19 protein-coding genes are annotated in these 16915 nt (G+C 70.4%); 10 read left to right on the forward strand and 9 right to left on the reverse strand.

The annotated features are described in order from the left end of the window. Positions 1-56 precede the first annotated feature (56 nt). The 6 genes from BMZ47_RS12085 to BMZ47_RS12110 form a co-directional block, all read right to left on the reverse strand. On the reverse strand, positions 57-1793 hold the full coding sequence (locus tag BMZ47_RS12085) for an L-lactate permease (protein WP_091862375.1): 1737 nt from the start codon (positions 1791-1793) through the stop codon (positions 57-59). A gap of 263 nt (positions 1794-2056) precedes the next feature. Further along, entirely contained in the window at positions 2057-2926 is an 870-nt protein-coding gene (locus BMZ47_RS12090; protein WP_091862377.1) for a lysophospholipid acyltransferase family protein, read from the reverse strand. 4 nt (positions 2927-2930) lie between these two features. After that, on the reverse strand, positions 2931-3446 hold the full coding sequence (locus BMZ47_RS12095; protein ID WP_007566627.1) for a GNAT family N-acetyltransferase: 516 nt from the start codon (positions 3444-3446) through the stop codon (positions 2931-2933). Next, entirely contained in the window at positions 3443-4117 is a 675-nt protein-coding gene (tsaB, locus tag BMZ47_RS12100) for a tRNA (adenosine(37)-N6)-threonylcarbamoyltransferase complex dimerization subunit type 1 TsaB (protein ID WP_007566628.1), read from the reverse strand. The genes BMZ47_RS12095 and tsaB overlap by 4 nt, the downstream gene beginning before the upstream one ends. Positions 4118-4290: 173 nt before the next feature. After that, positions 4291-5982 (reverse strand): methyl-accepting chemotaxis protein, encoded by a 1692-nt coding sequence (locus BMZ47_RS12105; protein ID WP_091862380.1) that lies wholly within the window; start codon positions 5980-5982, stop codon positions 4291-4293. A gap of 364 nt (positions 5983-6346) precedes the next feature. After that, positions 6347-6913, reverse strand: coding sequence for a NifU family protein (locus tag BMZ47_RS12110; RefSeq protein ID WP_050732597.1), 567 nt, complete (start codon positions 6911-6913; stop codon positions 6347-6349). A gap of 175 nt (positions 6914-7088) precedes the next feature. Between BMZ47_RS12110 and BMZ47_RS12115 the strand changes: the two genes are divergently transcribed. The 4 genes from BMZ47_RS12115 (at position 7089) to BMZ47_RS12130 (ending at position 9272) form a co-directional block, all read left to right on the forward strand. Beyond that, positions 7089-7550 carry an atp-dependent helicase gene (locus tag BMZ47_RS12115; RefSeq protein ID WP_425285060.1) on the forward strand — a complete coding sequence of 154 codons (462 nt, stop codon included), beginning with the start codon at positions 7089-7091 and terminating at the stop codon, positions 7548-7550. Between the two features lie 99 nt (positions 7551-7649). After that, positions 7650-8048 (forward strand): DUF2934 domain-containing protein, encoded by a 399-nt coding sequence (locus tag BMZ47_RS12120; protein ID WP_091862664.1) that lies wholly within the window; start codon positions 7650-7652, stop codon positions 8046-8048. Between the two features lie 161 nt (positions 8049-8209). Further along, entirely contained in the window at positions 8210-8875 is a 666-nt protein-coding gene (locus BMZ47_RS12125) for an HAD family hydrolase (protein ID WP_091862386.1), read from the forward strand. Between the two features lie 190 nt (positions 8876-9065). Beyond that, on the forward strand, positions 9066-9272 hold the full coding sequence (locus BMZ47_RS12130) for a hypothetical protein (protein WP_007566640.1): 207 nt from the start codon (positions 9066-9068) through the stop codon (positions 9270-9272). Between the two features lie 21 nt (positions 9273-9293). Here the strand turns inward: BMZ47_RS12130 and BMZ47_RS12135 are convergent, their stop codons facing one another. Further along, positions 9294-9539: a hypothetical protein gene (locus BMZ47_RS12135; RefSeq protein WP_425285061.1), complete on the reverse strand. Its 246-nt coding sequence runs from the start codon at positions 9537-9539 to the stop codon at positions 9294-9296. Positions 9540-9715: 176 nt separating this feature from the next. Beyond that, entirely contained in the window at positions 9716-10045 is a 330-nt protein-coding gene (locus BMZ47_RS12140) for a hypothetical protein (protein ID WP_244536806.1), read from the reverse strand. A 413-nt stretch (positions 10046-10458) separates the two neighbouring features. On the opposite strand from BMZ47_RS12140, the gene BMZ47_RS12145 reads away from it, so the two are divergent. Beyond that, the gene (locus BMZ47_RS12145) at positions 10459-11382 is read left to right on the forward strand and encodes a DUF6328 family protein (protein WP_091862392.1); all 924 of its coding nucleotides are present in this window, start codon (positions 10459-10461) and stop codon (positions 11380-11382) included. 84 nt (positions 11383-11466) lie between these two features. Here the strand turns inward: BMZ47_RS12145 and BMZ47_RS12150 are convergent, their stop codons facing one another. Further along, positions 11467-11841 (reverse strand): DUF6481 family protein, encoded by a 375-nt coding sequence (locus BMZ47_RS12150; protein WP_091862395.1) that lies wholly within the window; start codon positions 11839-11841, stop codon positions 11467-11469. A gap of 470 nt (positions 11842-12311) precedes the next feature. Between BMZ47_RS12150 and BMZ47_RS12155 the strand changes: the two genes are divergently transcribed. The 5 genes from BMZ47_RS12155 to BMZ47_RS12175 all read left to right on the forward strand — a co-directional run bounded on the left by BMZ47_RS12155 (position 12312) and on the right by BMZ47_RS12175 (position 16662). After that, positions 12312-12782 carry an ureidoglycolate lyase gene (locus BMZ47_RS12155; RefSeq protein ID WP_167369038.1) on the forward strand — a complete coding sequence of 157 codons (471 nt, stop codon included), beginning with the start codon at positions 12312-12314 and terminating at the stop codon, positions 12780-12782. A gap of 177 nt (positions 12783-12959) precedes the next feature. Continuing rightward, complete coding sequence (locus BMZ47_RS12160; RefSeq protein WP_091862667.1) at positions 12960-13154, forward strand: AtzG-like protein; 195 nt, start codon at positions 12960-12962, stop codon at positions 13152-13154. Beyond that, positions 13151-14548 carry an AtzE family amidohydrolase gene (locus BMZ47_RS12165; RefSeq protein ID WP_091862401.1) on the forward strand — a complete coding sequence of 466 codons (1398 nt, stop codon included), beginning with the start codon at positions 13151-13153 and terminating at the stop codon, positions 14546-14548. The genes BMZ47_RS12160 and BMZ47_RS12165 overlap by 4 nt, the downstream gene beginning before the upstream one ends. Continuing rightward, positions 14548-14931, forward strand: coding sequence for an oxalurate catabolism protein HpxZ (gene hpxZ, locus BMZ47_RS12170; RefSeq protein ID WP_091862404.1), 384 nt, complete (start codon positions 14548-14550; stop codon positions 14929-14931). Before BMZ47_RS12165 ends, hpxZ begins: the two co-directional genes overlap by 1 nt. Positions 14932-15039: 108 nt before the next feature. Next, positions 15040-16662 (forward strand): ABC transporter substrate-binding protein, encoded by a 1623-nt coding sequence (locus tag BMZ47_RS12175; RefSeq protein ID WP_091862407.1) that lies wholly within the window; start codon positions 15040-15042, stop codon positions 16660-16662. Positions 16663-16915 lie beyond the last annotated feature (253 nt).

The following is a 16915-nucleotide window of genomic DNA, read 5'->3' on the forward strand; positions in this document are numbered from 1 at the left end:
CTGGGGTGATCCGGCGTGGTGTTCGACAGGGGCGGCGGGGGTTGCCCGCCACCCGTTCAGTGCGCGACCGGAGCGACGGCCGGGACGGCGAGCACCATGTCCTGGAAGAACGGCACGTAGGCCTGGAGCATCACGAACAGGCCGACCAGGCAGGCCAGCGCGATCGAGTGCCAGAACACGAAGCGCAGGATCGTGCCCTCCTGGCCGAAATAGCCGGTGGCCGTGGAGGCGACGACGATCGACTGCGCGTCGATCATCTTGCCCATCACGCCGCCCGACGAGTTCGCCGCCGCCATCAAGACGCCCGACAGGCCGAGCTGCTCGGCGGTGATCCGCTGCAGCCCGCCGAACAGGACGTTCGAGGCCGTGTCCGATCCGGTCAGCGCGACGCCGAGCCAGCCGAGCAGCGTGCCGAAGAACGGGTACAGGATGCCGGTTCCCGCGAAGGCGAGGCCCAGCGTGGCGTCGACGCCGGCGTAGCGGGTGAGCACGCCGAGCGCGAGCATCGCCGCGATGGTGATCAGCGAGAAGCGCAGCGCCCAGATCGTCTCGATATAGGCGGTCACGAGGCGCAGCGGCGAGAACCGCATGATCAGCCCGGAGATGATCGCCGCGATCAGCACCCCGGTCCCGGTGTAGGACATATAGGTGAACAGGAAGACCGCGCCCTCGGGCACCGGCTTGGCCACCACCGGCGGCACCTTCATGATCGCGTTGTGCAGGCCCGGCACCTCGTATTTCCAGGTGAAGAGCGGGTTCACGATGCCCTTGAACCAGCCGGTGCCCCAGATCGCGACGACCACCGAGAGGATGATCCACGGCAGCCAGGCCAGCAGGATCTCGCGCTGCGAGGCCGTGCGCGTGCCGATATGCACCGGGGGCGTGCCGGGAACGCCGGCGCCGAGCGGCGACGGGCGCGGGGTCGCCAGGGCCAGGGACGGATCGTGGCCGCGCAGGGCCGGCGATGTCCAGATCTCCCGCGGCTGCCAGACCTTCAGGAACAGCACGAGGGCGAGCATCGACGCGATCGAGGCGCCGATATCGACGATCCACGGATTGACGTAGTTCGAGATCAGGAACTGCGCGGCCGCGAAGGATCCGGCGCAGACCAGGATCGGCGGCCAGACCCGGACCATGCCGCGGAAGCCCGCGAACACCCAGATCAGCCAGAACGGCACGATCAGCGAGAACAGCGGCAGCTGCCGGCCGATCATCGCGCCCAGGATCTCCGGCGGGTAGCCGGTGACAGAGGCCAGGCCCTGGATCGGCGCGCCCAGCGCCCCGAAGGCCACCGGCGCGGTGTTGGCGATCAGCGACAGGCCCGAGGCCGCGAGCGGCGAGAAGCCCAGCCCGATCAGGATCGCCCCGGTGACGGCCACCGGCGTGCCGAACCCGCCCGCGCCCTCGAAGAAGGCGCCGAACGCGAAGGCCACCAGCAGGAGCTGCAGGCGCCGGTCGGCGGTGATGCCGGCCACCGATTGCTGCAGCACCGAGAACCAGCCCTTCTCCACCGTCAGCCGGTAGAGGAAGATGACGTTGAGGATGATCCAGCCGATCGGGAAGAAGCCCGTGACCATCCCGAGGATGGCAGCCCGGGACGCCAGCCCGGCCGGCATGCCGAAGCCCACGATGGCGACCAGCAGGGCGAGGCCCAGCGCGATGACGGCGGCGATATGGGCTTTCACGCGCCCGCTCGCGATCATGGCGAGCAGGGCGATCACCGGGACAGAGGCGGCCAGCGTCGAGAGCCATGGGCTCCCGAACGGATCATAGACCTGGTTCCAGGGTTGCAACGGGCGTCCTCCGATACCCCGACTTCACGGGTTTCGGCCTAGCTATCAGAGGCCCACCAGCCGCTCAACTCACATGCATCATGTATTCATGGGGTGGTTTTACCGGGTCGTCGCGGTCGGGACTCGATATGTCCGCGGCATGATTGCGCGGGCCGCGAAGCGACCCAACGCGGCGGCGAACGGCCGGATGCAGCACGTCACCGGGTCGCTTGGCGGCGGGCAAGGACGGGGGAACCGGTGGGGTCCGGTCGCCCCGAGGCGCCTCAGACCGTGGCGATCTCGGACCCGCCGAGATCGAGCCCGGGTGGGGCCGGCCGGGTACCGAGCGTCGGCTGGGCCTCGCCGCGACCGGTGCGGATGCCCGTCAGGGCGGCGCGCACCTCGGCCTCCGCGGCCGCGGTCGCGACCTTGCGGTCGGTGGTCGCCTCGAAGGTGATCGGCTTGCCCCAGACCACCTGGACGTCGATCGGGCCGCCCTGCACGAAGGTCGCGAGATGCGGCGCCAGGTCCATGTCGCCGTACCAGGCGATCTCGGACCGTTCGGAGCGCACCACCGGCAGGCCGTTGCGCCGGGGATAGGCGATCGCCAGCGGCTGGAGGCGCACACGGCCCCGTCCGGCCTCGGCCTGCAGGGCCGCCCGCGCCGCGCCGACCAGCGCCGAGCGGAACGGCAGGAGCCGGTTGCCGTCGCCGGTGGTCCCCTCCGCGAACAGCACCACCAACTCGCCCTCGGCCAGGCGATGGCCCATCGCGGTGCTCACCGTGGCGGTGGCACCGCGGCGCTGCCGGTCGATGTAGATCGTGCGCTGGAGCGCCGCGAGCGCGTTGATCACCGGCCAGCTGGCGATCTCCGATTTCGCCACGAAGGAGAGCGGGCGCAGCGAGCCGATCACCACGATGTCCAGCCACGACACGTGGTTCGACAGCACCAGGGCCGCCTCGCCGGGATCCGGCGGCGTTCCGGACTGCGTCACCCGGACGGAGAACAGCCACAGGAAGAGGCGATGGAACAGGATCGGCGCCACGGTCGTGCGGCGGCCGAGCAGCCGCATCGCGATCCAGTGCGGCGGCGCCAGCACCAGGAAGGCGAGGGCGAGCAGAGCGCAGCGCCCGATGAGGCCGAGGCGGCTCACGCCGTTACAGGTCGGCGCTCATGGTCAGCGCGGTCGCCCGGCTGCCGTCGGCCTTGAGATAGTAGCCGGTGCGCTCGCCGACCTTGCGGAAGCCGTGGCGGGCGTAGAGCTTGAGCGCGGGAACGTTGCCCTCGTCGACCTCCAGATGGACCCGGCTGATCCCGGCATGCGCCAGGCTGGACAGGTGCTCGCGCAGCAGCCGGCGGCTATGCCCGCCGCCGCGAAGCGCCGGGGACAGCACCACGGTCAGGATCTCGGCCTCGTCGGCGGCGCGGCGCGACAGGACGAAGCCCTGGAGCGTCCCGGCCCGCCACAGGGCATGGGCCTGCGTCGAGCGCTCGCACAGCATGCGCTCGAACTCGTGGGCCTCCCAGGGCCGGGCGAAGGCGGTGGCGTGCAGCCGGGCCAGCGCCGGCGCCTGCGCGGCATCGGCGAGCGGCGCCACGTAGGGCTCGGGGGTGAGGGCGTCCCACCAGGCGGCCCACCAGTCGAGGGGCCAGAACGGGAGGGGACGCGTCATTGCCGCGCGATCCTGGCATGGTCCTGGGGCCGCGCATCGGGCCCGCGGAGGTAGAGCGGACGCGGCAGGGCCTGGGCCGGGTCGGCCACGAGACCGAGCGAGGCCACGGCGGTGATCTCGGGTGCGCCGAGGCCGGCGACGCGCGCCGCGACCCCGCGGGCGGCCAGGGCGGAAGCCACCAGGGTGGCGCCCGAGCCGGTGAGCACCACCGGGCCCGATCCCAGCCGTTCCGCGGCCGTCTCCACCGGGAGGTGCGCCGGCGCGAGCCCGTCGCTCGAGCCGAGCGCCTGGACGTAGACGGCACCGTGCCGGGCATCGATCGCGGCGGCGATCACACCCTCCACAGAGTCCGCCAGCAGCGGCGCGAGCAGGGCCGAGAGGGTGCCGACGCCGACGACCGGCTTGCCGGTGGCGAGGCCGATGGCCCGGGCCGCCGAGAGACCGACCCGCAGCCCGGTATAGCTGCCCGGTCCCACCGTCACGGCGATGCGGTCGATCGACTCGAAGCCGCCCTCGACCCGGGCGATCACCCGCTCGATCAGCGGCAGGAGCGCCTCGGCATGGCCGCGCACCATCGGCAGCGACTCGGCCGAAAGCGGCGCGTCGGCATCGTCCGCGGCGACGCAGGCGGCGCACAGGTCCAGCGCTGTGTCGATGGCTAGGATACGCACGCCCACTCCCGAATGCCGGACCGGACCGACGACCGCTCCCATTCTGCCCCGAAGGACACGAAGACCCTAGCGTTAGAACAAAACCGCCGCCCCGTCAGCGCGGGGCGGCGGAGAGAACCGCGTTGGCGGTGAAGTGTTGCCGGCTTGCGCCGGTCTGCAGCTCCCAGGGACCCTCAGGCCGCCCGGACCACCGAGAGGAATGCGCGGACCTCGGCGTTCAGCCGCTCGGATTGCCGGGACAACGCGGAGGCCGAATCCAGCACCAGGGTGGCCGCCGAACCGGTCGCCTCGGACGCCTGCGCCACACCGACGATGTTATGCGTCACCTCGCCGGTCCCGCTCGCCGCCTGCGCGACGTTGCGGACGATCTCCTGGGTCGCGGCGCTCTGCTCCTCGACCGCGGCGGCGATGCTGGTGGCCACGCCGCTGATCTCGCGGATCAGCCCCACGATCGAGCCGATCGCCGAGGCCGCCTGGCCGGTGGCGCCCTGGACCCGGCCGATTTGCGCGGCGATTTCGTCGGTGGCCTTGGCGGTCTGCTCCGCCAGCTCCTTCACTTCGGCCGCGACCACGGCGAAACCGCGCCCGGCCTCGCCGGCGCGGGCCGCCTCGATGGTCGCGTTGAGCGCAAGCAGGTTGGTCTGGCTGGCGATCGACGCGATCAGGCCGACCACGTCGCCGATCCGCGCCACGGCGGCGCTCAGCTCCTGCATCAGCACGCCGGTCTGGTCGGCCTGGCCCACCGTCCTCTGGGCCAGGTCGGACGCGCCCTCGACCTGGCGGCCGATCTCGCCGATCGAGACCCCGAGCTCCTCGGCCGCCGCCGCAACGGTGTTGACGTTGGCTGCCGCCTCTTCGGCCGCGGAGGCCACCGCACTGGTCTGGCCGGCGGTCTCGGTCGCGGTGCCGGTGAAGGTCTGCGCCGTGGTCTGGAGCTCGGTGGCCGAGGTCGCGACCTGGCCGACGATGCCGCCCACCGCCTCCTCGAAACGGTCGGCCAGCTCGGCCATCGCGCGCCGCTGCTGCTGCTGCGCGGCCTCGTCGGCCTTGCGCTTGAGATCGGCCTCCTCGGCGGCCTTTCGGGCCATCATCGCCTTGATGCCCTCCACCGCCCGTCCGACAGCGCCGATCTCGTCGCCTCGGCGCGCCTCCGCGATCTCGGCCTCGATCTCGCCCTTGGCCATGCGCTGGAGCACCGCGACCAAGCGGTTGAGCGGCCCGGTGATGCCGAGGGTCGAGACTAGGAGCGAGGAGAGGATGCCGATGACCAGGCCGAAGGCGCCGAAGCCGATCAGGCTGTAGCGGATCGCGTTCGTTTCGGCGGTGAGGTCGCTCGAGCGCTTGCGCATGTAGGCTTCGATGGAATCGCCGAGCTTGGTCCCCTCGATCCCGAGGGTCGCGAAGATCGGCTCGCTCGTCTCGCGCGCCACCTTCAAGGCGGCTTCCTTCTGCCCGGCGACGGCGAGGCGCCGTGCCTCCGACGCCGCCGCCACGAAACGGTTGGTGCGCTCACGCTGCGCCTGGATCGCATCGGAGAAGGCCGGCACCTGCTCTGCGAGATCGGACAGGGTCTTGTCGGCCTGCGCCACGATGACGTCGAACTGCGCGCCCGCCTGGCGGACCTGCTCCGGATCCGTCTCGGCGATCGTCCGGTACATCAGGTAGTTCAGCGTGTTGTTCAGGCGATTGGTCCGCCGCACGTTCGACACGGCCTTCGCCTCCCGGGCGATCAGGTTCGTGTAGATCGCGTCGATCACGACCATGCGGGACTGGGCGAACCAGATGCAGCCGCCCACGATCACCGCGATGATGAGATTGATCGCCAGGAGCTTCGTAACGATGTTCGTGCGGCTGAGGAGGTTCATGCGGAGCCCCGGGAATCGTCCGGCCACGAACAACCCGACGAAACCTTACGTCAAGCCCAGGACGTCGAAACCCACGGATCTCATGACTGCAAGCATTCCGCGCATTCAGTCACCAGGCATTTCTATAAGAAGTTCATGCCTACGCGATCATGAACTTATCTTGCGTTGTCGGCCGATCATCATGACGAAAATAGTGACATCGTGCGATTCACCCGATCGGTGACAAGTCGTGCCGAGCCTCTCGATCAGTTCCCGCGGCGCCGGCGCGAGCCTGACTCAACCTCACCCTCGGCAAACGAAACGCCGGCGGTCTTGCGGCCGCCGGCGTCGGTCAGATCGGGATCGATGGGGACCGCGTTGGGCCTCAGACGGCCTGGACCTCGCGGATCTCCGGCAGGAAGTGCCGGAACAGGTTCTGCACGCCGTGCCGCAGGGTGGCGGTGGAGGAGGGGCAGCCCGAGCAGGCGCCCTTCATCTCGAGATAGACCACGCCTTCCTTGTAGCCGCGGAAGGTGATGTCGCCGCCATCGCCGGCCACCGCTGGGCGCACCCGGGTCTCCAGCAGGTCCTTGATGGTCACGACCGTATCGTGGTCGGCCTCGTCGTAGAACTCGTCCTCGCCATCCTGGTCGTCGAGGCCGCCTTCGGCCATCACGGGGGCGCCGGACTGGAAATGCTCCATGATTGCGCCGAGCACGGCGGGCTTCACCTGAGCCCATTCGGACCCGTCCTCCGCCTTGGTCACGGAGACGAAGTCGTGGCCGAAATAGACGCCGGCGACGCCCGGGACGGCGAACAGCGCGGACGCGAGGGGCGAGCGGTTGGCCGCCTCGGCGTCCCGCGCCTCGAAGGTGGATTCGGGCAGGACGACGCGGCCCGGGAGAAACTTGAGGGTCGCCGGGTTCGGCGTGGCTTCGGTCTGGATGAACATGGTCGGCGAACTCCGCTGCGCCGGTTCAAGGCCGGCCGGGACAGGTGCCGCGAGGCACCGCCTTCCATGTGGACCGGCGAGGGGATTTTCTCAACCGGGGCCGCGCGCCTGGAGAGTGGACATTCGTGCCACGCCCCTTCAGGACGGCGCAAACGGGATGCTGACGGAGCCGGCGGTGGATGTAACCGGAGAAGAGACGCTCGCGCAGGAGTTGCTGAAGGATCTGCGCGCCGCGCAGGCCAAGCTGGAGGCCGCGCGCGAGGACGCGGCGTCGCTGAAGGTGCTGCTCGCCCTGCGCACGCATCAGCACGATCTGGCCTGGCAGGATGCGCAGCGCCTCGCCGCCGAGCTGGAGGGCGCGCGGTCGCGGGCGACCGGCCTCGAAGCCGCTTTGGCCGAGGCCCGGGCCGACGTCACCGCCGCGGAGGCCCTGGCCGAGGCCGAGGAACGCACGGAGGCGGTCCGGGCCGTGCTCGGCGCGGTGCTCGACAGCATCGGAAGCCGTGCCCTCGACCGGCGGCGGTTCCAGGAGATCATCGCCCGGGCCGGGCGCGAGGCGCCGAGCGACGGTCCCGGGGCGGCCCGGCACGCGGTGCTGCTGACCGAGGCGCGGCGGGTTCTGGGCATCTCCGGCTGAGGCGATCGGGCGGCCGGCCCCGCCCGACGGCTGAGGGTTAACCCGCCTTTAACCACCCGCTCGCATCGTCGATCCCACGACGGAGTGGAGATCGGACTCATGCAGATCAGCGAGCAGCACGTGCGCGAATGCGCCTATTACATCTGGGAGAAGGAAGGCCGGATCCACGGCCACGCCGTCGCCCACTGGATCCGCGCCGAGGCCGAGCTGCGCGCCGGCGTCGTGCTGGCGGACGGCCAGGCCGTCGAGGCCAAGCCGGTCGCCGCGAAGGCGTCGGCTTCCAAGGTTGCCGCCCCCAAGGCTGCCGCCAAGACCGCGGCTCCGAAGGCCCCGGCCAAGGCCGCCGCCCCCAAGGCTGTCGCCTCGAAGACCGTGACGCCGAAGGTCGCGCTGGCCAAGCCGGTCGCCGCGAAGACTGCCAAGGCCTCGAAGGCCGCCGTGACCGCCGGTCTCGCCGCCAAGGCCAAGCCGGCCCGCGCCCCGGCCTCGATGCACTGAGCCGACGGCGCTTCCTGCGTCAGTGCGGCTGTTTCAGGAGCCCGCCCCTTCACGGAGGGGCGGGCTCCTGCCGTTTCCGAGGCCTTCACGACCGGAACAGCCCGACGCCGCCACCGTTGTCCGCCGTGATGCGTACGCCGTGCGCCGCCAGGAGGGCCGTGATGCGCGCCGTGATCTTCGACATCGATGGAACGCTGCTCGACAGCGTCGACCTGCACGCCAAGGCCTGGGTGGAGGCCTTCGCGCATTTCGGCGTCGAGACCGACGTCGCGAAGGTCCGCAGCCAGATCGGCAAGGGCGGCGACGAGCTGATGCCGGTGTTCCTGCCGCCCGAACGGATCGAACGCGAGGGCAAGGAGATCGAGAGCTACCGCTCGGATCTGTTCAAGCGAAAGTATCTGCCGGAGGTCCGGCCCTTCCCGGCCGTCCGGCCGCTGTTCGAGCGCATCCGCGCGGCCGGCCTGAAGATCGCCCTGGCCTCTTCGGGCAAGGGCCCGGAGGTCGAGCGCTACCAGGAGATCCTGGGGATCGCCGACCTGGTCGACGTCGTGACCAGCTCGGACGACGCGGATCGTTCGAAGCCGCATCCCGACATCTTCGAAGCGGCCGCGCAAAAGCTCGAAGGGTTCGGCAAGGACGAGATGATCGTGATCGGCGACACGCCCTACGACGCGCAGGCGGCCTCGAAGGCCGGGCTGCGCACGATCGGCGTGCTCTGCGGCGGCTTTCCCGAGGTCGATCTGTCCGGCGCGGGCTGCGTCGCGATCTACCGCGACCCGCAGGATCTCCTCGACGAATTCGATCGCTCGCTGCTGGCGACAAGCTGAGCGAGGGCAAAAGCAAGGGGAATCTGGAGCTTCGCGCGCGCCTTCCACGGTTTCCCGTGCTCTGTGTTGCAGTGCGGTGACGGTACACGACGCCGGCTACGCAAATGCGCGAATGGGGCTGGCGCGGTGAGGCCGGAAGGCGTAGCCACCCGGCCGCCATCTGGAACGTCTCAAAGCACGAGCGCCGCGCATGCCCCAGACTCACCAGGCCAGCCCAGCACCGCGTTTCGTGCCTGCGGCCAAGCCCCTGGCCGACCAAATCGCCGAGGCCATCGCGTGCCGGTCGACGCCGCTCAGCCACCTGCTGCGGCTGATGTCGGCGCTGAACGCCGAGGGCGGCAACGAAGCCCTGCGCCACAAGCTGCGCGTCCGCATCGGCGCCCCGCTGGACGCCTGAGCGCGCGTTGCTGGCGGCGCCTCAGCGCCGCCGGTGCCGGCGATGCTTGCGCTTCGGCGCTTGGGCTGCAGCCTGATTCGTCCGCCCCATGCAGGCGAAGTAGATCTGCCGGCCGATCTCTTCCAGTTCCAGCCCCTGCGGATTCGGTGCTGAGAAGACCTTGGCGCGGGCCTCGTTCCGGCAGGCCGCGTCTTCCGGGCTGCGGATCGGCGGCTCGGCCCGAGCCGGCGCGCCGACGATCATTGCAAGCAGCACGGCCGAGACCATTGCGGGGACCCGCATCCTGGCTTGGATACTCAACATACCGGAGCGTATTCCTCGTGAGACCGATCCGCCGAGATAGGGCCGGATCGCTCTGCCGTGAAGCTTCGTCAGACTGCTGGTCCTGGGCGGGACGCCGCCCCGGCTGACCGCCCGTTCGCCTCCGGTCTTGCCGCGCAACCTCAGGGCACGACCCAGAGGCACCGGCCGGACCCTGCAACCGTCATGCATTCGTAGGGTGCCCCGCCGATCAGCGCCCGCTGCTCCACGGTCCCGATATCGGCCTTCGGAATCGTGCGGCATCCCGCTTCCGGCGCCTCGCGCGCTGGACCGGTCGCGGCATCGATTCGGCGGGTGGCGAGCAGCGTCTCGCAGGCGGTAACGGTGCTTCGATCCTGCGCCGCGCCTTGGCTCGCTCCCAGAACCGCGATCGGCAGCGCCGCCAGGATGATTCGAGACCGCATCGCTTCCTCGCCGTTGGGATCGATCGTGGGGCGGATCACCGGCCGCACCGCGAAGCCGGCATGCCGGCGCGGCTCTCAACACCGGTCGGCAGGAGATAGTTGCGGGGGCCGCCGCTCCGGCTGCGCCTGCCGGACCGCCCGGAGCGGACGCGCCCAGAGACGGGCCGTCCCCCCTCGGCGAAGCCCCGCCATGAGGAGCGCCGGCTGCGAAGCGCGATCATCGCCGTCGAACGGGACAGCCGGTCCACCGGGCGAAGCGGGGAGAGACGATAGCGGCAGATCCGGCTCTTCGGCGAGCCCGGCGCCTGGCGACCGGCCGACGGCATCCTGGCGCGCACGCCGGGCGGCCCGGAGACCATCGTGCGCCGCGGCGAACCGGTCGCGCCGCGGACGGTCGAGCCCGGAACCGCAGGCGGCGATCGGCCATTGCCGCATCCCAATCTCATCGAACCGCGTCGCGTATGTCCCTGTCGAAGAAGCTGAAGGTCGGCCTCGACGAGACCCGTATCCTGATCCTGGGCTCGCAGATCCTGCTGGGCTTCCAGCTCCAGGGGGCCTTCCGGCCGACCTTCGAACAGCTGCCGTTTCACAGCCGCGTGGTCTGGGTCGTCACGCTGGGGCTCATCACCTTGGCGGTCGCCCTTCTGATCACGCCGTCGATCCAACACCGGCTGGTTGAGGAGGGCCACGACACCAAGCGTCTGCTCGGCGTGATCCGCCTCTGCGCCGGCCTCTCGCTGGCGCCGTTCGCCCTGGCGCTCGGCGCCGACCTCTTCCTCGCGGCGGAGCCGGTCCTCGGGACCGGGTTGGCCGCGTCCATCGGCATCGTCGCCGGCCTCACCGCCCTGCTGTTCTGGTACGGGCTGCAAGCGCTGAGGGCCCGCACCACCGGCGAACAGGAGCGCACCATGATGAGCGCCGAACCGGAGCACGAGCACACGTCGCTGGAGACGAAGATCGAGCAGATGCTGACCGAGGCGCGCGTGATGCTGCCCGGGGCCCAGGCGTTGCTCGGTTTCCAGCTGGTCATCATCTTCTCGGAGACGTTCGAGGCCCTGCCGTTCACCACGAAGCTGATCCACCTCGTGGCCATCGGCTTCCTTGCCCTGACGGTGATCTGGCTGATGGCGCCTGCCGCCTTCCACCGCGTGGTCTATGCAGGCGCGGACACGCCCGACCTCCACAAGCTGGGGACCCGCTTCCTGCTCGCCGCGAGCGTGACCTTGGCGCTCGGCATCGCGGCCGATCTCGGCGTCGTCGTGGCGACGATCCTGAGATCCGGCGCGGCGGGCACGGTCGCGGCCGGCATGTCCCTCGTCGTGCTGAGCGGCCTCTGGCACGTGTATCCGGCGCTGCTGCGCAGGCGGCGCTCGCTGCGGGCCTGAGGCGCCAAACGACAACGCCGCCCGCCTGGGGGCGGACGGCGTTCGAGCGCGTGATCGATCTGCGCCGGGACCGGCGCGGCAGCTTCAGCGCTTGGCTTTGGCCTTACGGGCGGCGTAGCGGGCGTCGCGCTGCGCCTTCTTCATGGCGAGTTCGGCGGCCTTGCGCTCCTGGGCGGCGGCGAGTTCGGCAGCTTCGCGGGCGAGGCGCGCAGCGAGTTCGGCCTCCTCGCGCAGACGCTTCTCCTCGGCGGCCTTCCGCTCGGCGGCGATCCGGGCGGCCTCGCGCTCGCGGGCGCGCTCTTCGCGGGCCTGGACGATCGCGGCCCGGGCCTTCGCCTTGGCGATTACCTCGGGGTCATCGGCCGGCGGGCGGGACTTGAACTTGGCCAGCAGGGCGGCCTTGGCGTTCTGCGAGTGCTGGCGGCGGTCGTCGAAATTCCGGTAGTCGAATGCGCTCATCTGACCTTTCTCGGTTGGGTACGTCACGCGTCTTGCGGGGACGACCGGCTACGCCGGTCACGTACTGAGACTGCAGGTTCCGCGACCGTCCCCGGGCCCCGGAACCGCACCGATCCATCGGCGCTGCCGATGGTCCGACCCGAGCGCTCGGCTCACGCTGGAGCGCTCGGGTCGGACCATGTCTGGAAAAAACGGGACAGCCCTTAGACCCAGCCTCCCCCAGGACGCAATCGGGTCTGCGTGCTGAGATGGCGGGTAACGCGACAATCCACGTCGACTCTGTAAAAGTTTTACCCGACGATGCTGAAAAACCTCAGCCCGACGGTGAAATCGTCGGTTGCCGGGTGGGCCGAGCCGCAGGCTCGTTTCAATGCAAGTCAGGTAGGTCGCACGCGCTTGAACGGCAAGACCGGTGGCGCGGCACGATTGCCGCAGCGGCCGGCGGGAGCAAACGAGAGCCAGGAGTGGCGATGCGTATCGTGACGACCTCGGAGATCACGGCCGAAGCCTTCGCGGCCTACGGGGAAGTCCTGGCCGCCCCGGTGACGGAGCCGAGGCAGGATCACGCCGGTCGGATCCAGAACGCCCGCCCGGCGGCCCGCGCCAATCTCGCGCTGGTGCGCAGCGACCCGTTCGACCGGCTGATGCCGCTGCGCCGCCTGGAGCAGCACCGCCACTCGAACCAGGCGTTCCTGCCGCTCTCCGTCGAGGCCTATCTCGTGGTCGTGGCACCGGACCGCGACGGCAGTCCCGACGAGGATCGGATCCGGGCCTTCCGCGTCCCGGGCCATATCGGCATCAACTACCGGGCCGGCGCCTGGCACGCGCATATGATGACCCTGCGCGAACCGGGGGTGTTCGCCATGCTGGTCCACGAGGACGGCACCGAGGCGGATTGCAGCTTTGCGCCGATCGCGCCTCTGACGCTCGCCCTGCCGTGAATTGCCCAACAGATAGGCAATTTCTTCATCAGGCTGGAACTCCTCCGGTTCGGTTGGGAATTTGCACAATAATTAGGCATCACGAGATTTGCCACGGCAGGAGCGGTCAGGCGCGTTCGGCACGATGCCTGCAAACGGCGAGGGCCGGCTGCCCGAATGGCCGGTGTGAGGATCGCGATGCCTGAGACGCCCCCGCCATTCGAACCGGATGCCTACGCGGCGCTCGCCGCCCCGCTTCTCGGGCTGGCGCTCGATCCGGCCTGGTTGCCACCCATCACCGCGAACCTGCGTGTCCTGGCGGCGGCGGCCGACCTCGTGGCGGACTTCCCGCTCCCCGACGCGGTCGAGGCGGCACCGAGGTTCGAGGCATGAGCGGACCTGCCATCCCTGATGCCACGACCATCGCCGCCGCGATTGCGGAGCGCCGTTCGAGCGCCCGGGAGATCGTCGTGGCCACGCTCGACCAGATCGCCCGGATCGACGGGCGGGTGGGCTCCTTCACCGACGTGCTGCCTGAGCGGGCGCTGGCCCGCGCCGACGCGATCGATGCCGCCGTCGCCCGCGGCGAGGCGATGGGCCCGCTCGCCGGGGTGCCCTTCGCGGTGAAGAACCTGATCGACGTCGCCGGGCTGCCGACCCGCGCCGGGTCGAAGATCAACCGGGACCGGCCCCCGGCCGCGCGCGACGGCACCGTGGTGCGGCGCCTGGAGGCCGCCGGGGCCATCCTGGTCGGCGCGCTCAACATGGGCGAATACGCCTACGACTTCACGGGCGAGAACGTCCACGACGGCGACGCCCACAATCCCCACGCCCTCGACCACATGACCGGCGGCTCATCCGGAGGCTCCGGCGCGGCTCTGGCAGCCGGGCTGGTGCCGCTGACGCTCGGCTCCGATACCAACGGCTCGATCCGGGTGCCGGCGGCCTTCTGCGGCTGTTTCGGGATGAAGCCGACCTACGGGCGGATCAGCCGGGCCGGCAGCTTCCCCTTCGTCGGCAGCCTCGACCATCTCGGCCCGATGGCCCGCAGCGTCGCCGACCTCGCACTGGCCTACGACGCCCTACAGGGCCCCGACCCGGAGGATCCGGTCGCCACGACCCGGGCGCCCGAGCCGGCCGCCCCCGGCCTGGAAGCCGGGATCGGCGGCCTGCGCATCGCGGTGGCGGGCGGCTACTTCGCCCGCGGCGGCGACCCGGAGGCTTTCGCCGCGGTCGCCCGCGTCGCCGAGGCGCTCGGCGCGAGCCGCACGGTCGAGCTCCCCGAGGCCCACCGCGCCCGGGCCGCGGCCTATTTGATCACCGCGGCCGAGGGCGCGACGCTGCATCTCGACCGCCTGCGCACCCGGCCGCAGGATTTCGACCCGGCGGTGCGGGACCGGCTGATCGCCGGGGCGATGATCCCGGCACCCTTCGTCGAGCGCGCCCAGCGCTTCCGCCGCTGGTACCGCGACGCGGTGCTGACGCTGTTCGACGGCGTCGACGTGATCCTGGCGCCGGCGACGCCCTGCCGGGCGCCGAAGGGCGGCCAGACGCACTTCGTCATCGACGGCGTGACCCTGCCGGTGCGGGCCAATATCGGGCTGTTCACCCAGCCGATCTCGTTCATCGGCCTGCCCGTGGTGGCGGTACCCGTCCGGCTCGATGCCGGGCTGCCGCTCGGCGTCCAGGTCATCGCCGCGCCCTGGCGCGAGGATCTTGCCCTGCGGGTCGCCCGCCAGCTCGAGCGGGACGGGATCTGCACGGCCCCCGTGGCGGAGCTCGGCTGATGGTCATCGACGATCCCGCCGTGAAGGCCGAGGTCGAGGCCGCGTTCCGGGCCTACGAGGTCGCGCTCACCACCAACGACGTCGCCACCCTGGAGGCCCTGTTCCGGGACGATCCCCGGACCATCCGGTACGGCATCGGCGAGAACCTCTACGGCATGGACGCGATCCGGGCCTTCCGGCGGGCGCGCTCGCCGGTGGGCCTGGAGCGGGTGCTCGCCCGGACGGAGATCACCACCTACGGGCGCGACTTCGCCACCGCCATGACCCTGTTCACCCGGGACAACGCCCCCGGAAAGACCGGCCGCCAGAGCCAGACCTGGGTGCGCTTCCCCGAAGGCTGGCGGGTGGTCGCCGCCCATGTGAGCGTGATCGCGGCGGACTAGCTTTCGCCGGCTCCGTGCATGGGCCGGAACCGGTTGGCCGCGGGCTTGCATACGGTCCAGCGTATTCCGGGCCCGCCCTCCCGGACCAACGCGAGTCCCCGATCCGACATGCTGTCTCTTCTGAAAACTCTCAGTGCCCGTGCGGCGCTCGCCGGCGCCCTCGCGCTCTCCGCGAGCACCGCGGCCCTCGCGCAGGGCACGCTGCGGATCGGCATGACCGCGTCCGACATCCCGCTGACCACCGGCCAGACCGACAATGGCGGCGAGGGCATGCGGTTTCTCGGCTACACGGTCTATGACGGCCTGATCAATTGGGACCTGTCGAGCGCCGAGCTGGCCTCCGACCTCGTGCCCGGCCTCGCCACCAGCTGGGCGGTCGACGCCGCCGACAAGACCAAGTGGACCTTCAAGCTGCGGCCGGGGGTGAAATTCCACGACGGCTCCGACTTCACCGCCGACGCGGTGGTGTGGAACCTCGACAAGCTGCTGAAGTCCGACGCGCCGCAATACGACCCGCGCCAATCCGCGCAGGGCAAGACCCGCATCCCGGCGGTCGCCACCTACAAGGCGGTCGATCCGCTGACGGTCGAGATCGTCACCAAGGCCCCCGACGCGACGCTGCCCTACCAGATCGCCTGGATCATGATGTCCTCGCCCGCGCAGTGGGAGAAGGTCGGCAAGTCCTGGGACGCCTTCGCCAAGCAGCCCTCGGGCACCGGCCCGTGGAAGCTGACCCTGTTCGCGCCCCGCGAGCGCGCCGAGATGGTGCCGTTCAAGGAGTACTGGGACACGAACCGGGTGCCCAAGCTCGACAAGCTCGTGCTGGTGCCGCTGCCCGAGGCCAATGCCCGGGTCGCCGCGCTCCGCTCCGGCCAGGTCGACTGGATCGAGGCCCCCGCGCCCGACGCCGTGGCCTCGCTCAAGGGCGCCGGCTTTACCATCGTCACCAATGCCTACCCGCATAACTGGACCTGGCACCTGTCCCGGGTCGAGGGCTCGCCCTGGAACGACATCCGGGTCCGGAAGGCCGCCAACCTCGCCATCGACCGCGACGGCCTGAAAGAGCTGCTCGGCGGCCTCGCGATCCCCGCCGAGGGCTTCATGCCCCCCGGCCATCAGTGGTTCGGCCACCCGACCTTCGACGTGACGTACGATCCGGAGGCGGCCAAGAAGCTGCTCGCCGAGGCCGGCTACAGTTCGGCCAAGCCCCTGAAGCTCAAGGTCGCGATCTCGGCCTCGGGCTCGGGCCAGATGCAGCCGCTGCCGATGAACGAGTTCGTCCAGCAGAACCTCGCCGACGTGGGCATCCAGGTCGATTACGAGGTGGTCGAGTGGAACACGCTGATCAACATCTGGCGGGCCGGTGCCAAGGCCGACATCTCCCGCGGCGTCTCGGCGATCAACTATTCGTACTTCATCCAGGACCCGTTCACCGGCTTCATCCGCCACCTGCAGAGCAACTTCGCCCCGCCGAACGGCACCAATTGGGGCTATTACAGCGACCCGGCGATGGACAAGCTGTTCGATCAGGTCCGCAACACCTTCGACAAGGCCGAGCAGACGAAGGTCCTGGAGAAGGTCCACGAGAAGTACGTGGACGATGCGCTGTTCATCATGATCACGCACGACGTGAACCCGCGGGCGATGAGCCCGAAGGTGAAGGGCTTCGTCCAGGCCCAGAACTGGTTCCAGGATTTTTCCAAGATCACCATCGCGACGGCGGGGCGGTGATGAAAGGAGGGCCGGTCTCCGTACCTCCTGGGCTACGGACGGCCCCCGTGTGAGGCACCGGCGCTGTTGCAGGTCGCAACGCGCTCCCTCTCCCGGGCGGGAGAGGGTTGGGGTGAGGGATCAGGTCCATCCAGAGAGGTCGCACCCCTCACCCTGTCCCTCTCCCGCACGGGAGAGGGGACCCGCGCCTTAGCTCGTCTGCGGCAGGGCCGCGGCTGAGAACGAAACCTGTGTTGCCCGTAGCCCCTGCGGG

It is taken from the genome of Methylobacterium brachiatum (assembly GCF_900113845.1).
Lineage (GTDB): Bacteria > Pseudomonadota > Alphaproteobacteria > Rhizobiales > Beijerinckiaceae > Methylobacterium > Methylobacterium brachiatum.

Coding starts and splice junctions, on each gene's coding strand:
- BMZ47_RS12095 (WP_007566627.1), bottom strand. CDS start 3,446: ATGACGCGTCCCCTCCCGTTCTGGCCCCTCGACTGGTGGGCCGCCTGG.
- BMZ47_RS12105 (WP_091862380.1), bottom strand. CDS start 5,982: ATGAACCTCCTCAGCCGCACGAACATCGTTACGAAGCTCCTGGCGATC.
- BMZ47_RS12110 (WP_050732597.1), bottom strand. CDS start 6,913: ATGTTCATCCAGACCGAAGCCACGCCGAACCCGGCGACCCTCAAGTTT.
- BMZ47_RS12120 (WP_091862664.1), top strand. CDS start 7,650: ATGCAGATCAGCGAGCAGCACGTGCGCGAATGCGCCTATTACATCTGG.
- BMZ47_RS12125 (WP_091862386.1), top strand. CDS start 8,210: ATGCGCGCCGTGATCTTCGACATCGATGGAACGCTGCTCGACAGCGTC.
- BMZ47_RS12130 (WP_007566640.1), top strand. CDS start 9,066: ATGCCCCAGACTCACCAGGCCAGCCCAGCACCGCGTTTCGTGCCTGCG.
- BMZ47_RS12135 (WP_425285061.1), bottom strand. CDS start 9,539: ATGGTCTCGGCCGTGCTGCTTGCAATGATCGTCGGCGCGCCGGCTCGG.
- BMZ47_RS12145 (WP_091862392.1), top strand. CDS start 10,459: ATGTCCCTGTCGAAGAAGCTGAAGGTCGGCCTCGACGAGACCCGTATC.
- BMZ47_RS12150 (WP_091862395.1), bottom strand. CDS start 11,841: ATGAGCGCATTCGACTACCGGAATTTCGACGACCGCCGCCAGCACTCG.
- BMZ47_RS12155 (WP_167369038.1), top strand. CDS start 12,312: ATGCGTATCGTGACGACCTCGGAGATCACGGCCGAAGCCTTCGCGGCC.
- BMZ47_RS12160 (WP_091862667.1), top strand. CDS start 12,960: ATGCCTGAGACGCCCCCGCCATTCGAACCGGATGCCTACGCGGCGCTC.
- BMZ47_RS12165 (WP_091862401.1), top strand. CDS start 13,151: ATGAGCGGACCTGCCATCCCTGATGCCACGACCATCGCCGCCGCGATT.
- hpxZ (WP_091862404.1), top strand. CDS start 14,548: ATGGTCATCGACGATCCCGCCGTGAAGGCCGAGGTCGAGGCCGCGTTC.
- BMZ47_RS12175 (WP_091862407.1), top strand. CDS start 15,040: ATGCTGTCTCTTCTGAAAACTCTCAGTGCCCGTGCGGCGCTCGCCGGC.